Source organism: Helicobacter anseris (genome assembly GCF_003364335.1).
Lineage (GTDB): Bacteria > Campylobacterota > Campylobacteria > Campylobacterales > Helicobacteraceae > Helicobacter_H > Helicobacter_H anseris.
In genome coordinates this window covers 18,625-33,809 of record NZ_NXLX01000003.1, presented here as the reverse complement: position 1 = coordinate 33,809, position 15,185 = coordinate 18,625, and the positions used below count along the sequence as shown (strand labels likewise).

Below are 15,185 nucleotides of genomic sequence, written 5' to 3'. Positions count from 1 at the left end.
TTATCAAATCGAGATTTTGAATCTTCAAAAGAATTAGCATTTGAAGTTTTTGGAGAAAAAACATATCAATCACAAATTCGAACCTATATGCTTCAGCTTTATAAAGAGTTTAGAAAAGGAGATTTTGAAAAAGCCCAAAGACAAGGAGAATGTGATAATATCCTCCATCCTTATATCCTCATTATTGATGAAATCAATCGTGGGAATATTAGCAAGATTTTTGGAGAGCTTATTACTCTCATTGAGCCAAGCAAAAGGATTGGGAAGAGTGAAGAGTTAAGGGTTAGGCTTCCTTATAGTCAAGAAGAGTTTGGAGTGCCTTGCAATCTCTATATCATCGGAACAATGAATACGGCTGATAGAAGTATTACAAGCATTGATACAGCATTGAGAAGGAGATTTGAGTTTGTGGAGATGATGCCTGATTCAAATAAGCTGAAAAATCTACGAGTCTATAAGGACAACAAAGATACAGGCATAGAGCTTTGTGATATGCTAGAAAAAATAAATAAAAGAATTGAGTTTCTTTATGATAGGGAAAAAACAATTGGACACGCATTCTTTTTGAGTGGGTGCAAAGAAGGAGAGAACTCTATCGCATTAGAGAAACTCAAAGACATTTTTCAAAACAAAATCATTCCTTTGCTTCAAGAGTATTTTTACAATGATTATGCACTCATTCAAGCTGTGCTAAATGATAATGGAATGATTATAAAAGAGAAACAAGAGCTTAATGATTTGTTTGGCTCACAAGACCTTATCAAGGAGCTTGATTTGGAAGTCAAAAAAATGTATAGCATTGCCTCTGATGAGAATGTTTGGAATAGTGAAAATACATATATTAAAATCTACCAAACCTCTCAAAAGAATGATTGATGAAATCTTTTCAAGTCATTGAATATCAAGATTTTACAGAAAGTGATAAATGCAATGGGGAGTTTTTTGACTCCCTTGTGGCATTTTCTCAGATTGAGGGGAATGAGTGCTTTATCAAGCACCACAAAAAAGCAGGAGTAGATTATCTCAAAGCCCAAAACTATGTAGGCGTGATACAGACAAAATATGGCTCCCTTGAGATATTGCCTAAGTGTTTTGATGATGAGGTTTTGCAAAGAGAGGCAAAAGGGGATTTGGAAGTTTCTTTTGTTATATCAAAGCAGAGATTAAAGGAGTTATATCGATTAGAAAATTTTGAAAATCTTTCAAAAGAAAAACTTTTTGATAATAAAGAGTTAGATAAGATAGGGGCAAGAGCAGCGAGTAGAAATTTTTTGATTGAATGTTTAAAATTATTTTCTCTTTTGCCAAAAGTAGCAAAAAGCTCTTTTTTGCAAACTTCTAAGTTTCCATTGTTGGATATTTTTATCCAGATGTTTTGTCAAGAATTTTTTGAAATTTATAAGAGGGGTATTCGCCACGATTATGTAAATATTCAAAAAAATCATTCTTATCTTAAGGGCAAGCTTCTTCTTAAAGAGCATTTAAAACATAATCTTGTGTCAAAAGAGCGTTTCTTTACTTCTAATCAAGAATATCTTGCGGATATTCCTCAAAATCGTTTGATAAAAACAACCTTAGAATTTTTAAAAAGCAAAGCAGTGGCTCATATTACATTGAAGCAAGTCAATCAAGCATTGGAATTTTTTAGAGATATACCAAGAAGCAAGGATTTTATCTTGGATTTTAAATCTTGTAATGCTTCAAGACATTTTAGCTATTATGAGAATATTTTGCAGTGGTGTAAGCTTTTTTTGGAGGGTAATGGCTTTGATATTTATAGTGGAGATAGTAGGACATATGCTTTGTTATTTCCTATGGAAAAGCTTTTTGAAAAATATGTAGCCTGTATGCTAAAAAAACACAATAACTTTCCAATTCAAACTCAAAAATCTGATAAATGGTTGCTTGCAAAAGATGATAAAAAAAGATTTAAGATGTCTTTGGATTTGCATATTGAAAGAAATCAAGAGATAATTATCGCAGATACAAAATGGAAACAATTAACTTTAGATTCCAATAAACACTTTGGAATCTCTCAAGGTGATCTTTATCAGCTTTTTTCTTATGCGATTTATCATGAAGCAAAAGAAGTATGGTTGATTTATCCTAGACTCTATACTCAATCAATGGAAGAATTATCTGAGAGCATTCAAAAAGAGATTCATGAAAGTAAATATATTTTTGGGGAAAAAGAAATCTTATTAAAAATACTTTTTGCCCCATTATTTTAGTGTTTTGATGTATGAGGGTTGTTGTGAGGATTCCCACTGATGCCTATATGTTCTATTGCGCCACTATCTGATATGAGATAAGCTTGCCCAAAGCCTTTGACAAAACGACCATTTTTTAGTATAAGCTCGATAAGATAAAAATCACTAAAATTTCTGATAGTTTTTACACCTCCAGAGCCACCCATAGAAGATTCTAAGAAATCAAGAGCTTTTGTAAATTCCTCGCTTTCTCTTTGGATAAATCTTGCCTCTGCTTTATATCTTAGTCTTTTTCTCAAAATCACAGATTTTGCCTTGCATTCATCTTCTAAAAACATTACTTCAATTTTTTGAGGATTATTTTTGATATTAGCAAAGTGTTCAGCTGTGGCACTGATGTAGATATAGTTTTTATCCTGCATTTGAATGATGGGTGCATAGGAGCTTAGGGGGAAATTATCTTGAGTGAGTGTTGCAAGGATACAAGAACCAAAGGATTGTTTAAATGCTTGAATTTCCTCTTTAACTTTTTCAAATTCTAGAGTTTGTGGGACACTTTGACATAAATCAATAATAGCTTGTTTGATTGTTTTTTCATCTGCTTTTTGAGGAAACTCTATCCTTAGCTTTTGATGATGATTGAAGATGAGATTTAAGCCATTAAAATCTACGCTTTCTAAAATCACATTATTTACTTCAGCTACATTGCCAAATTTTTTACAAAGTCCAATCATTTCTGATTGATGATGTTCATTCATATGTTTTAAAATATTTGAAAAATCCATTTTTTACTCCTTAAATTTTTGCCTGCCACCCACCCAAAAAATAAATTAAAATTTATATCTACCTTCGATGAAATAACTTCTTCCTTGTGCAATCAAAAAAGCATATCCGATGACTTCATCGCTTTTATCTTTGTTGTAAAAACTATAATAGAAGCTATCAAATAGATTTCTAATTCCAAGAGAGAGTGAAAAAAACTTATGCTTAAAACCTAAACCAATATCTGTAAGATTGTAAGATTTGATAATATTTTGCGCACTATCTCTTTGTGTCCCTATAAAAGCATTTTGAATCCATAACTTATAGTTTTTAACAAACTCATAACTTGCATTTAATGTAGCTTTGTAATTGCTGACATAAGGAATGAGCGTATTTACTTTTTGACCTTCATTTTTTAGAATCCTTGCATCAATGTAACTAAAACTTTCACTAAAACTCAAGATTCCATCAAAAAAGTTTTGCTCACTTGCTAGCTCAATCCCTGCTCTTTGTGTAAGGTCATAATTTCCTACCTTAAACCCACTGCCTGTGTGCGCGCTTCCTATGGTATAAATCTCATCATTTGTGAGAGTATAAAAGGCTGTGATAAGAAACATTGCGTGATGATTAGCAAAAAGTTTTGTTCCTATTTCTAAAGTGTCATAATTTTCTGATTTGATATTTGTATCAATATAATTTGCACTCGCTCCGCTACCATTTCTATAAGTGAGATTATCTGGATTTGGGGAGCGGAAACCATGTTCGTATTTAAAATACAAATCCCCAATAGCAAGCTTGTATTTTGGAATAAACTCAAAGGCAAAATTATGATGTAAATCTGAAATATTTTTGTAGAGATTATAGGTAGAAATGGGAGAAAATGAGGTCATAGAAATTTTCATATCATTTGCAAGTTTTCTATATCCATCATAATAAGCGAGCTCATATCTTCCACCTGTTGTAAGAGAAAAATTCTTTGTGAAGTCATATTTCTCAATCGCATAGATTGCATTGCTAAATTTACTTGCATCTACATAGGTAAAAATAGAGTGATTGTATCCTGTGAGTGATATTTTTCCTAAGGCTAGGTTTCCACTCCAATCAATCAATAAATCAAGATTTCTAATCCCCTTGTTATAAATACTATCTATCCCAAGAATAAATAAGCCATTATTGTGCTGATAGTCATATTTTGTCTGAAAACCTAGTTTGGTATCTAAAAAATAACTCCCCTTTTGATTCACTTGTGTATTTTCAAGGTAAAAAGTGCTATAGGTGTAATTCATATTTTGAAGATTCTTATCATAAAAAGAATTGTAGTAATGATAGAAAGTTTTAAAATTTAGTTTATGTCTTTTATTGATTTTATAATCATAGGTTAGTGCAAGTGAAATGCGATCTTGCAAAGTTTTTATCTCTCCATCTCCTGCTTTTGTCCTATCAGATACACTAGGGGTGGTAATATCACTAAATCTTAAAACAGGGGTGCTAGAGCTTATACCCTTGAAGTAATTAAAATCAAAAGATAGGGAGTGATTTTGTGAAATATCCCAAGTAAAATTCCCTCCGATATTCCCTAAATGCCCTAAGTCTTTATCACGATATCCTTGTGAGAAGAGATATCTTGTAGAGAGTGTATAAAATAGATTCTCTTTGATTTTATCTCCTATCTTCAAATCAATTTGAGTTTGTGATCCATTAGAGTAGTTATATGAAATACCACTATTAAGACTAAAATTTTCATAGCGTTTTTTTGTGTTGATATTGACAACCCCACCCCTTGTTCCATTTCCATACATTACAGCACCACCTCCTGGCAATATCTCTATGCTTTCTATATCATTGATGCTAATGCTATCAAGAGGGGTTACTCCATGTGAGGAATCAAGCATATTTAAACTAATGCCATTAAGAAGTATTTGCGTATTTACATTAGCACTGCTTCCTTGACCTCTTAGATCAATATTGCTTCCAATTCCAGTATTGCTAAATCCCACAAAGGGTGCGTATGAAAATACTTGATTTAGCGAGGTAAATCCTTTGTCTTCAATCATATCTTTATCGATGATATAAACATTTCGATTGAGTTCATCAAGCTTGGTTTTAAAATCACTTGTGATAATTTTTTGTAATTCTTTGTTTTCTTCTTGTGCTAGTGAAAATAAAAAAGTTGTAAATAAAAATAAATATTTCTTCATTAAATCTCCAAATTATGATAATCATTATTATTTTTTATAAAGAGAATTATAAAAAATAAAAGCTTAAAAAAATATTACGAATACAACATTTTTAAACCATCTTCATTTTGATAGTAAAGAGGTAATTCTTTAATGATTTTAAATCCTAGTTTTTCATAGAGCTTGATTGCAATCTGATTGCTTTTTCTTACTTCAAGATATACTTTTTTTGCAGAGGTTTGAATGACTTTTTGGCAAAGTTTTGTTGCTATCCCCATTTTTAAAAATTCTTGTCTGATGGCAAGAGAGTAGATTCTGATTGAATGTTTGTAATTGATAGTAAGAATATATCCAGCAATTTTTTGATTGCTTAGATAGATTAGGATATTACCTTTTTTTATATGATAGGCTATATTATTTTTACTCAACATATAAATATCATCCCCAAAGCACTCTTGCTCAATTTGATAGAGGGCTTCTAGGTGATATTTTTGAGCTTTTAGAATCATATTTTTTGATAAATTGTATATTTTGGCACAATTTTTTCAGGACGATATGACATTTTTACTTTTTTGAGATTTTCAAATCCCATATCATCACCAACATTGATATAAGTGCATTGATATTTTTCTTTCAAAACTTTTGAAAATTCTTGAAAAATAAATTGCGCGCATCCTAAAACTTCAAAATCAGTTTTTTCAACCAAAATGCTTGCAGTGTCGCTACATACTTGCTCACCAATTGTAAATCCCTTCAAATCATCATTGATATAAAGCACTAATCCATCTAATCCCAATGTGTCATAATCTTGCAAAGATCGTTTGATTGCTAATCTTTCTTGATAGATTCCATCTAAAAAAGTATCAACTTCGGTTTTTGGAATATATTTTAAGCGATCGCTAACCCATTTATCAAAAAGTGATCTGATTGCTTCTGCATGCTGTTTTGGATCAAGAATTTCTATGTGATGATTGGGATAGGCTTTTTTGAATTTATTGATTTCATTTCTTTTGGTGTGATAAGCATTTCCTTTTAGCTCGATTAGATCCTCACTTTTGTAAATGTAATCTACTAATTTTCTTTCGATTATATAATTGTCTAAAGAGCTGAAAATAACCTCGCCTTCTTGAGTGTGTGTGATAAAACCTTCTAAAAAATTATCGCAGACATATTCTATTTTTGAATAAAATTTTGAAGAATTATTTTCATTCATAATTTCAAAACACTCCAAAATCGCCTCATAGCAATTTTGTGGTTTTCCCAGAGGCGGTAGTAGCATTGATAATTCTCCACCACTCATTACAAATAAACAGAAAGTATCTTTAATAATCGCATAAAAGCCACTAGATTTTGATAGCCAAATATAATTTGCACTAAAGGAATAATCACTTACATCAACTTCATATTGCTTTAGGTAAGATTCCATAATGGTTTTTGTTTCTAAACTGAAGGGTTTGAGAGCATAGCCTTTGAGATGGATAATAGCCATTTTTTGTCCTTGATAAAAAATGCGCAATTATAGTGCTAATTTTGTAAATTATTTCTTGAAAATTTGCAGATTTTTTTTGATAAAAAGTATCAACTATCCTCGATTGAGACTATATACAATTGGAACCTTGATACGAACTTTTTGTTTTGGGGTAGGGAAGTATCTTGATGCATCGCTTACTGCTTTTAGGGCATTTTTATTGAGAATATCTCCAGCAGTGCTATTTAAAATTTTTAATCCTTCTAAGCTACCATCAATATTTAAAATAAATTCTACGGTAATTTCTCCTTCTAGACCTCTGATTCTAGCAATCCTTGGGTAGGGGTTGTTGTTTGAGATAGCAAGCCTTATCTTGGATAAAAATTCATCACTTACCCCCTGATTATAGGCTAGAGATTCTGCATTTGAACCTTCTTGATCTAGGTTGGAGTTTTTTTGTTTTTCATCACTCTTTTCTTGTTTTTGCGTCAAGAGCTCTTCTTTTGGCAGTTCTTTTGGAGTTTCTTGTGGTGGTTGTGTAGGTTTTTTATGATGTTTTGGCTTCTTGGGTTTGGGTTTTTTGGGTTTATGTTCTTTTGGTTTTGGCGGGGTTTTTGAAAATTGTGTTTCATTTCCACCGCTATTCACACTAGCTAGTTTCATTGTGATGTTTTGATTCCCATTTTCTTGCACACTAATAGTCTTGTTTGAAAGTCTTATAAATATGATTACAAAGATGATGAGATAAAAGGTTAGTGCAACTAAAAAACCTATAATTGTAGGGTGTTTAATTTTTTCTTGTAGAGATTGCAAAATTTTCATGATTTTTGTCTTTGAGAATATCTAAAATTTGCACAAAAATATCAAATTTAGATTCCTTATCGCTTTTTAATTCAATCAATGTTTTAGAATCAATGGGGGCAAGGGAGCTTTTAAGTTCAGTGAGATTTGTTAATTTATCATCAAGATAAATTTTATTATCTGCATCAACAGTGATAACAACTCTTTTTTCTTCTTTTGGTTGTTGTGCAGAATCTGCTTGTGGAACTTCTACTTTTATCTTTCCTTGGGCAATAAAAGTGGAAATACTTAAAACAATGGCAAGCAACACGAGCATAATATCGATAAATGGAACGATATTTAGCCCTTCTCCTTTTTTGATTTTCATTGACGCAAGGCCTTGTATTTATTAATGATAAGATCTATTTTTCTAAGGAGCATATTATAAATCATCAATACAGGTATGGCAACAATTAGTCCAGCACCTGTTGCTTCTAGTGCCAAAGATAAATCTGCCATAATTTTTTTTGCATCTATATCTCCACCAAGACTCATTCCATAAAAAGTTACAATAATTCCTCCTACTGTGCCTAGAAGACCGATATAAGGAGCATTAGAATAGATGATATAAAGTGCGGTTAGATGTTTGGTAAGTGCTTCTTCTAAAGAATCTAAAGATGTATAATTTTCAAGTTTAATTTTTGAGAAAAAAATAACTCTCTCTACGCTAAACCATATTGCCAAAAATCCCATAAAACCAAGAATAGAAAAAATAATATAATCTAGATAAACACTCAAAAATTCCATTTTGTAAGATACCTTAATTTTGTTTTTATTGCACGATTGTTTTGGATTATAACATAATAAGAATAATTTTTAATATTAAATTTATTTCAGTAACTAAACCTCAAGAATTTTTAAGTTTTAAATGTATTTTTGTTAAAATAAGTATTTCAAATGTGTAGTAATTTTTTATTGAATTGGATAGATATATGGAAAATTCCAAGAATGAACTTATACGCTTTAGTGTTTCTTTGCAAAAAAATCTTTTAGATAAGCTAGATGAAAGATTGACAAATCAGGGATATGCATCAAGATCAGAGCTTGTTAGAGATTTGATTAGAGAAAAAATGATAGAAGAGCAGTGGGAAGATGATCATCAAGAGCAGGTGGCTGTTTTGGTTTTAATTTATGATCATCATGCTAGGGGGTTGAATCAAAGAATGATAGATATACAGCATGGTGCTGATGCAATGAGAATCCTTTGTAATACACATGTGCATTTAGATCATCATAATTGTTTGGAAACTATTGTTTTTAAGGGGAAAAGTAGCGATATTTATCGCATAAGTCTAGAAATTGGTGGCTTGAAAGGGGTAAAATTTTCAAAACTTACAAGAGCGATAAACTTTGTTTAAAAATAAACATATTGCAATTTATGGTGGAAGTTTTGATCCCCCTCATATTGCACATGTTGAGATTATAAAAGAAACACTAAAAAAAATACCATTAGATTTTTTAGTTGTTATGGTTGCATATCAAAATCCCTTAAAATCAAACACTTTTTTTGAAGATGCCTTAAGATTAAAATGGATGCAAAAAGTTTGCAGTAATTTTGATCGTGTAGTAGTTAGTGATTTTGAAATTCAAAATCAGATTTGCTACAGCATTGATACTATTAGGTATTTTGAAGATTCTTATATGCCAAAGAGTATTACTTTGATTTTAGGTGAAGATAATCTTTTGAGTTTGCATAGGTGGAAAGATTATGAAATTTTGAAACAAAAGGTTCATTTTGTGTTTGTGAAGAGAAGGGGTTTTGAGTATAATGTAGATAAAACATCTTGTTTGCAGATAGAGTTGGAAAATATCACTTTTCCACTCTCATCTAGTCTAATTAAAGAAGATAATAAAATGATTTCTTCAAAAATTATTCCTCAAGAGATTGTTAAAGATGTTTTAAAGAATATGGAAGGAAGAAAATGAAAAATGCAAGATTAGAATTTATTGTAGAAAAATTAAGTGAGAAAAAGGCTGAAGATATTGAATGCATTGATTTAAGCACCAAAGACTATATCGTGGATTATGTCATAATAGCCACAGCTATGGCTGGGAGACATACTTATGCATTGTTAGATATGTTAAAGACAGAGTTAAAGCCAAAAGGGGAAACTTTTTATGCTATTGATGAAGAAAGTGAAGATTGGATTGTTGTTGATTTGGGTGATATTATGATACATCTTTTTACGCAAAATCACCGCACTAAATTCAATCTAGAAGAATTTTTATTGCAAGAATTTTCAAAGCAGATGGCATGAGGGTAGATTTACATAATCATACTTATAGATGCAATCATGCAACAGGTATGCCTGAAGAATATATTTTAAGGGCTATAGACAAAAAAATTGATATTTTTGGTTTTTCTTGCCATGCTCCGATGAATTATGATCCAAAATTCCGCATGGGTTATGAAGAGTTTAAAGATTATTGTATAGATATCCAAAGATTGCAAGCAAAGTTTAGTAATCAAATTGAAATATTACTTGCCCTAGAAATGGACTTTTTACCAAATCATTTGGATTTATTATATGAAGATTTATTAAAAGCCCCACTTGATTATCTTATTGGATCTATTCATTTTTTAGATGATTGGGGATTTGATAACCCAGAGTTTATAGGAGAATATAAAAAGAGAGATATGCTAGAGTGTTGGAGGGAATATCTAGCTTCTTTAAAACAAATGATTACCACAGGTCTTTTTCAGATTGTTGGTCATATGGATTTATTAAAAGTTTTTAACCATCAGCCTCCAAAGATTTTAGAGAATCAAATACAAGAAGTTTTAGAAGCAATAAAAAAGCAAAATATGGCACTAGAGATTAACGCTTCTGGTTTAAGAAAACCTGTAAAAGAGCAATATCCTAGTGAGAGGATAATTGCAATGGCTTTTGAGCAAAAAGTTCCTATTACCTTTGGTAGTGATGCTCATAGTGTTGAGCATATAGGTTTTGGTTATGAACAGGTGATCGAGATTGCAAAAAATATAGGATATAAAGAAGCGGTTTTTTTTAGAAAAAAGCGAATGTTTTTTTATGATTTTTAGGAGTTTTCATGATTTTTAATACAAATTTAAATGCCATTGCAACTTACCAAGCAGGAAAACCTATAGAGGAGGTTATAAGAGTTTATGGTATCGATGCTAAAAATATCATAAAATTAGCAAGCAATGAAAATCCCTATGGTTGCTCACCTCTTGTAAGTCAAGCTATTTGTGCAAATGCATCAAAAGTGAGTTTATATCCAGATGATAGTATGGTAGATCTCAAAGAAGCCTTGGCAAAAAAATATAATCTCAATGCAGAGCATTTTATTATTGGTGCTGGAAGTGATCAGATTATTGAGTTTTGCATTCGTGCAAAATGTCAGCAAGATTCTAAGATACTTATGGCAAAAACTACTTTTGCAATGTATGAAATTTATGCAAAACAAAGTGGATGTCAAATTATAAAAACAAAAAGTGATATGCATAATCTTAAGGAATTTAAAGAGTTATACAGGATGCATCATCCTGATATTATTTTTTTATGTGTACCTAATAATCCATTAGGAGAATGTTTGGATTTTTCAGAAGTTCATGATTTTTTAAAAGAAATTGACAAAAATACTCTTGTGGTATTAGACGGTGCCTATCAAGAATATGCCACATATAGAGATGTCAATAAAGCTATTTTAGTAGATGTGGTGCAGGAATTTGAGAATGTGGTTTATTTAAAAACATTTTCAAAGATTTATGGACTAGGTGGAATGCGGTTAGGATATGGAATTGCAAGTGAAATGATTATGGAATATCTTTATAAAATTAGACCACCATTTAATGTGAGCAGTTTGAGCTTATTGTGTGGGATAGAGGCATTAAAGGATGAGAATTTTATCCAAAAGAGTTTAGAGCAAAATGCGATAGAAATGCAAAAATATGAGATTTTTGCACAAGAAAATAAAATAAAATATATAGAATCTTTTACGAATTTTATTACCTTTTTTCTTGAGAATCAAAAGTGCAAAAGTTCTGAGATAGCGGAGTTTTTGATGCAAAATGGTGTGATTATAAGAGATTTGAAATCCTATGGTTTGAATGCAATTAGAATTACAATTGGAACATTGGAACAAAATCTAAAAGTTTTTAGTTTATTAAAAGAAAAAATATCGTAAAATAGTAAGTTATTTTTTACTGGGGCGTTTACTTGGATATTAAAGAGGTTTTTAATCAGACTTTAAGTTTTTTTAATCGTTTTACTAAAAAGCAACGCATTGTTATAGGAATCGGTGCTGTTGCGCTTATTGCTTTTTTTGTTTTTTTGATTGTTTTTACTACAAATGGCAAAGAGAGAAATGATAATTATGCAGTTTTGTTTGAAGGTATGAATCCAAGTGATAATGCTCTTATTTTGCAACATTTACAACAAAATCAAATTCCTTATAAAATCCCAAATGAAGATACAATACTAATTCCTAGAGATAAGGTTTATGAGCAAAGAATTGCGCTTGCTTCTCAAGGCATTCCTAAGACAAGTAAAGTAGGTTTTGAAATTTTTGACAATAAGGATTTTGGTGTAACAGATGAGGAGCATAAGGTAAAATTCTTGCGTGCAATTGAAGGGGAGTTAGCAAGAACTATTGAAAGTTTAGCTCCAATACAAAAAGCAAATGTTTTAATTGCTATCCCAAAGAGCTCTGTATTTGTTTCTCAGCAAGTTCCACCTACGGCTTCAGTTATGCTTGGGGTAAGGATGGGGGCAGCACTCACTAGTGCGCAAATTTTTGGGATAAAAAATCTTGTAGCAGCAGCCATTCCAAATCTTACGATTGAAAATGTTAAACTTGTTAGTCAAAATGGTGAGCCATTAGGTGAAGATGATGAACTTAGCACTTCAAAGGAAGCGGCTGCTACGCAATTAAAATATAAGAGCAATATAGAGCGTGCATTAGAAGCTAAGATTATCAATATACTTTCTCCTGTCGTTGGTGGGGATGATAAAGTTGTTGCTAGGGTTAATGCAGATTTTGATTTCTCACAAAGAAAAAGCCTACAAGAAGTTTATGATCCTAATAATGTTGTAAGAAGCGAGCAGAGTTTAGAAGAAAGAAGAGAAGGCGGTGAAAAGAAGCAAGTTGGTGGTGTTCCTGGTGCTGTGAGTAATATTGGTCCTGTGCAAGGGCTTGAAGATAATAATGCTAAAGAAAAATATGAAAAAACTCAAAATACCACAAATTATGAGGTTGGCAAGACTGTTAATGAGATAAAAGGGGAGTTTGGAGTTTTAACAAGACTTAGTGCTGCTGTCGTGGTAGATGGTAGATATAAAAAAGTTATTGCAGATGGTGTTGAAAAAATGGAATACATTCCAATGAGCGAAGCTGAGATGGAAAAGATAGATTCTTTAGTAAAGCAGGCCATTGGTTATAGTCAAAAACGTGGAGATGATGTCACTGTAAGTAATTTTGAATTTAATGCAAAAACACAAAATTATGTTCCTATGACAGAGTTTGATAAGATTACCTCAAGAATTGAAGCATACTTAACACCATTTTTGCCAATGCTAAAATATGTAATTGTAGCTCTGATTATATTTGTCTTTTATAAAAAAATTATTGTGCCATTTACAGAGAGAATGTTGGAAGTGCAAAACACAGAAGAAGAAAAAATCACTTCTTTATTTGAAACTAGCGATGATGAAGATGAAGAATTTAATAAATTTGGTGAAATGCGCAAACGTGTGGAGGAACAACTTGGTATTGGCAAAGGATTTAATGAGGATGAAGTAAAATATGATGTTTTATTAGAAAAAATGCGTGCAATTATAGAGGAAAAACCAGAGGAAATTGCCACGTTATTTAAAATGCTAATAAAAGATGAGATTAGCGCTGATATGAAGCAATCTTAGGAGTTTTAAATGACAGGAAATCTCAATACAAAGCAAAAGGCTCAATATGATGAATTTTCTATGGCAGAAAAAATTGCAATTTTGCTTATACAAATTGGAGAAGATTTAACAACAGAAATTTTTAGACATTTGGATATAGAGAGCATTACTGAAATTAGTAAGCATATTATTCAGTTAAATGGGACAGATAAGTCTATTGGTGTTGCTGTATTGGAGGAATTTTATACAATATTGCAGAGTAATCAATATATCAATAATGGTGGTATGGATTATGCAAAAGATCTTTTAAGCAGAACCCTTGGCCCAGATGGTGCTAAGAAGATATTAGATAAACTTTCCAAAACAATGCAGTCAACAAAGAATTTTTCATATCTTTCAAAAATACGACCACAACAGCTTGCTGATTTTATTGTTAATGAGCATCCACAAACAATAGCTTTGATTTTAGCCCATATGGATTCTTTATCTGCAGCTGAAACTCTAGGGCATTTTCAGGATGATATGAAAGCTGAAATATCTGTAAGAATGGCAAATTTGGGTGATATTTCCCCAAGTGTAGTAAAAAGAGTATCTGCTATCTTAGAGAATAAACTAGAATCTCTTACTACTTATAAAGTTGAAGTTGGTGGTCCTAGAGCTGTTGCTGAAATCTTTAATCGTTTGGGGCAAAAAACAGCAAAAACTACTATTTCTTATATTGAGCAGATTGATAGTCAATTAGCAAGCGAGATAAAGGAAATGATGTTTACTTTTGAGGATATCACTAAGCTTGATAAGAATGCTGTTAGAGAGATACTTAAAGTTGCAGATAAGAAGGATTTGATTTTGGCTCTCAAGTCTTCCCCAGATACTTTAAAAGAAAAATTCTTAGAAAATATGAGTACGCGTGCAAGTGAGCAATTTGTAGAAGAGATGCAATTCCTTGGAGCAGTAAAGGTAAGAGATGTCGAGGCTGCACAAAGAAAAATTGTAGAGATTGTTCAAAATCTTTCTGATCAAGGTTTAATACAGATAGGAGATGAAGACGATGTTATTGAATGATCCAGAAGAACAAGATTTAATCCATCAATCAAGAAGAGAGAATCATAATATTCAAAGATATCAATTTAAATCTATTGATAAAAATGCTCCTGTAATGGATTACGATGCTCCAGTTAGCGATGCTGATGGAGGATTTCAACAAGAGACTAATAATATATTTTCAAATTCCTTTAATGAGCAAAATATAAATAGTTCTCTTGAAAAAGAATTGATTGAAAAACTTCTGCAAAAAACCGATGAGCTTTCATCTTCATTAGCAAAGATGCAAATACAGGTAGAGAAACAACAATTAGACCTAGAAGATCGTCTAGCTCTTACAAAAAGCGATTCTTATAAAGATGGATTAAGAGATGGGGAACAAAAGGCTAAAAATGAAATGCTTGAAGAAATTCAAAAAGAAAAACAATCTTTGATTAATGCCATAATAGCCTTGGATAAAAGCCTAAAAAATTCTGAGGAAAAACTTGCAGAGTTTGAAAAAGAACTTGCTCAAATTGCAATTGATATGGCAAGAGAAGTGATTGTTAAAGAAATAGAAGATAATGCACAACAAGTGGCTTTATCTTTAGCAAAGGCATTGATTGGTAGCATCAAAGATGTTGCACAAATGCAACTTAGAGTAAATACATTAGATTATCCTTTTTTAAGAGAGAACCTAGAATTAAAAAATATTCAGCTTGAAGCTGATGATAATATCTCAAGAGGTGGAGTGGTTATTTCTAGTAATAGTGGCAATATTGATGGCAATATTATGTCGCGTTTTAAGATATTAAAACAAAGTGTTTTAGAGAATACTTAATTTAGT

At 31.4% G+C, this 15,185-nt stretch carries 17 protein-coding genes; 10 read left to right on the top strand and 7 right to left on the bottom strand.

Annotated elements, in window-relative coordinates; genetic code table 11:
• Positions 1-87: 87 nt before the first annotated feature.
• Together CQA57_RS08315 and CQA57_RS01930 are read left to right on the top strand one after the other, a co-directional pair.
• On the top strand, positions 88-876 hold the full coding sequence (locus tag CQA57_RS08315; protein WP_115578557.1) for an McrB family protein: 789 nt from the start codon (positions 88-90) through the stop codon (positions 874-876).
• Positions 876-2,231, top strand: coding sequence for an McrC family protein (locus CQA57_RS01930; protein ID WP_115578556.1), 1,356 nt, complete (start codon positions 876-878; stop codon positions 2,229-2,231). Before CQA57_RS08315 ends, CQA57_RS01930 begins: the two co-directional genes overlap by 1 nt.
• On the opposite strand, the gene CQA57_RS01925 is transcribed toward CQA57_RS01930, so the two are convergent.
• From CQA57_RS01925 to exbB, 7 genes are all read right to left on the bottom strand, one after another.
• Entirely contained in the window at positions 2,228-2,995 is a 768-nt protein-coding gene (locus CQA57_RS01925; protein ID WP_115578555.1) for a HugZ family heme oxygenase, read from the bottom strand. The two genes, CQA57_RS01930 and CQA57_RS01925, sit on opposite strands and share 4 nt — an antisense overlap.
• A gap of 45 nt (positions 2,996-3,040) precedes the next feature.
• Complete coding sequence (locus CQA57_RS01920) at positions 3,041-5,170, bottom strand: TonB-dependent receptor (protein ID WP_115578554.1); 2,130 nt, start codon at positions 5,168-5,170, stop codon at positions 3,041-3,043.
• Positions 5,171-5,244: 74 nt separating this feature from the next.
• Positions 5,245-5,658, bottom strand: coding sequence for a GNAT family N-acetyltransferase (locus CQA57_RS01915; RefSeq protein ID WP_115578553.1), 414 nt, complete (start codon positions 5,656-5,658; stop codon positions 5,245-5,247).
• Entirely contained in the window at positions 5,655-6,638 is a 984-nt protein-coding gene (locus tag CQA57_RS01910; RefSeq protein ID WP_115578552.1) for a DUF2156 domain-containing protein, read from the bottom strand. Before CQA57_RS01910 ends, CQA57_RS01915 begins: the two co-directional genes overlap by 4 nt.
• Positions 6,639-6,731: 93 nt before the next feature.
• Complete coding sequence (locus CQA57_RS01905) at positions 6,732-7,439, bottom strand: energy transducer TonB (protein ID WP_245941833.1); 708 nt, start codon at positions 7,437-7,439, stop codon at positions 6,732-6,734.
• Positions 7,405-7,785: a TonB system transport protein ExbD gene (gene exbD, locus CQA57_RS01900; protein ID WP_115578551.1), complete on the bottom strand. Its 381-nt coding sequence runs from the start codon at positions 7,783-7,785 to the stop codon at positions 7,405-7,407. The genes CQA57_RS01905 and exbD overlap by 35 nt, the downstream gene beginning before the upstream one ends.
• Positions 7,782-8,204 carry a TonB-system energizer ExbB gene (exbB, locus tag CQA57_RS01895; RefSeq protein WP_115578550.1) on the bottom strand — a complete coding sequence of 141 codons (423 nt, stop codon included), beginning with the start codon at positions 8,202-8,204 and terminating at the stop codon, positions 7,782-7,784. The genes exbD and exbB overlap by 4 nt, the downstream gene beginning before the upstream one ends.
• A gap of 185 nt (positions 8,205-8,389) precedes the next feature.
• On the opposite strand from exbB, the gene nikR reads away from it, so the two are divergent.
• The 8 genes from nikR to fliH are packed head-to-tail and all read left to right on the top strand — an operon-like array spanning position 8,390 to position 15,179.
• Entirely contained in the window at positions 8,390-8,815 is a 426-nt protein-coding gene (gene nikR / locus CQA57_RS01890; RefSeq protein WP_115578549.1) for a nickel-responsive transcriptional regulator NikR, read from the top strand.
• Complete coding sequence (gene nadD, locus CQA57_RS01885; RefSeq protein ID WP_115578548.1) at positions 8,808-9,383, top strand: nicotinate (nicotinamide) nucleotide adenylyltransferase; 576 nt, start codon at positions 8,808-8,810, stop codon at positions 9,381-9,383. The genes nikR and nadD overlap by 8 nt, the downstream gene beginning before the upstream one ends.
• On the top strand, positions 9,380-9,715 hold the full coding sequence (rsfS, locus tag CQA57_RS01880) for a ribosome silencing factor (RefSeq protein WP_115578547.1): 336 nt from the start codon (positions 9,380-9,382) through the stop codon (positions 9,713-9,715). The genes nadD and rsfS overlap by 4 nt, the downstream gene beginning before the upstream one ends.
• Positions 9,712-10,500 carry a histidinol-phosphatase gene (locus CQA57_RS01875; protein ID WP_115578546.1) on the top strand — a complete coding sequence of 263 codons (789 nt, stop codon included), beginning with the start codon at positions 9,712-9,714 and terminating at the stop codon, positions 10,498-10,500. Before rsfS ends, CQA57_RS01875 begins: the two co-directional genes overlap by 4 nt.
• Positions 10,501-10,508: 8 nt before the next feature.
• Positions 10,509-11,606, top strand: a complete 1,098-nt coding sequence (gene hisC, locus CQA57_RS01870) for a histidinol-phosphate transaminase (RefSeq protein ID WP_115578545.1) — start codon at positions 10,509-10,511, stop codon at positions 11,604-11,606.
• Between the two features lie 32 nt (positions 11,607-11,638).
• A complete protein-coding gene (gene fliF / locus CQA57_RS01865) occupies positions 11,639-13,339 on the top strand; it encodes a flagellar basal-body MS-ring/collar protein FliF (protein WP_115578544.1) in 1,701 nt (566 codons plus the stop codon).
• A 9-nt stretch (positions 13,340-13,348) separates the two neighbouring features.
• Complete coding sequence (gene fliG, locus CQA57_RS01860; protein WP_115578543.1) at positions 13,349-14,380, top strand: flagellar motor switch protein FliG; 1,032 nt, start codon at positions 13,349-13,351, stop codon at positions 14,378-14,380.
• Positions 14,367-15,179, top strand: a complete 813-nt coding sequence (gene fliH, locus CQA57_RS01855) for a flagellar assembly protein FliH (RefSeq protein ID WP_115578542.1) — start codon at positions 14,367-14,369, stop codon at positions 15,177-15,179. Before fliG ends, fliH begins: the two co-directional genes overlap by 14 nt.
• Positions 15,180-15,185 lie beyond the last annotated feature (6 nt).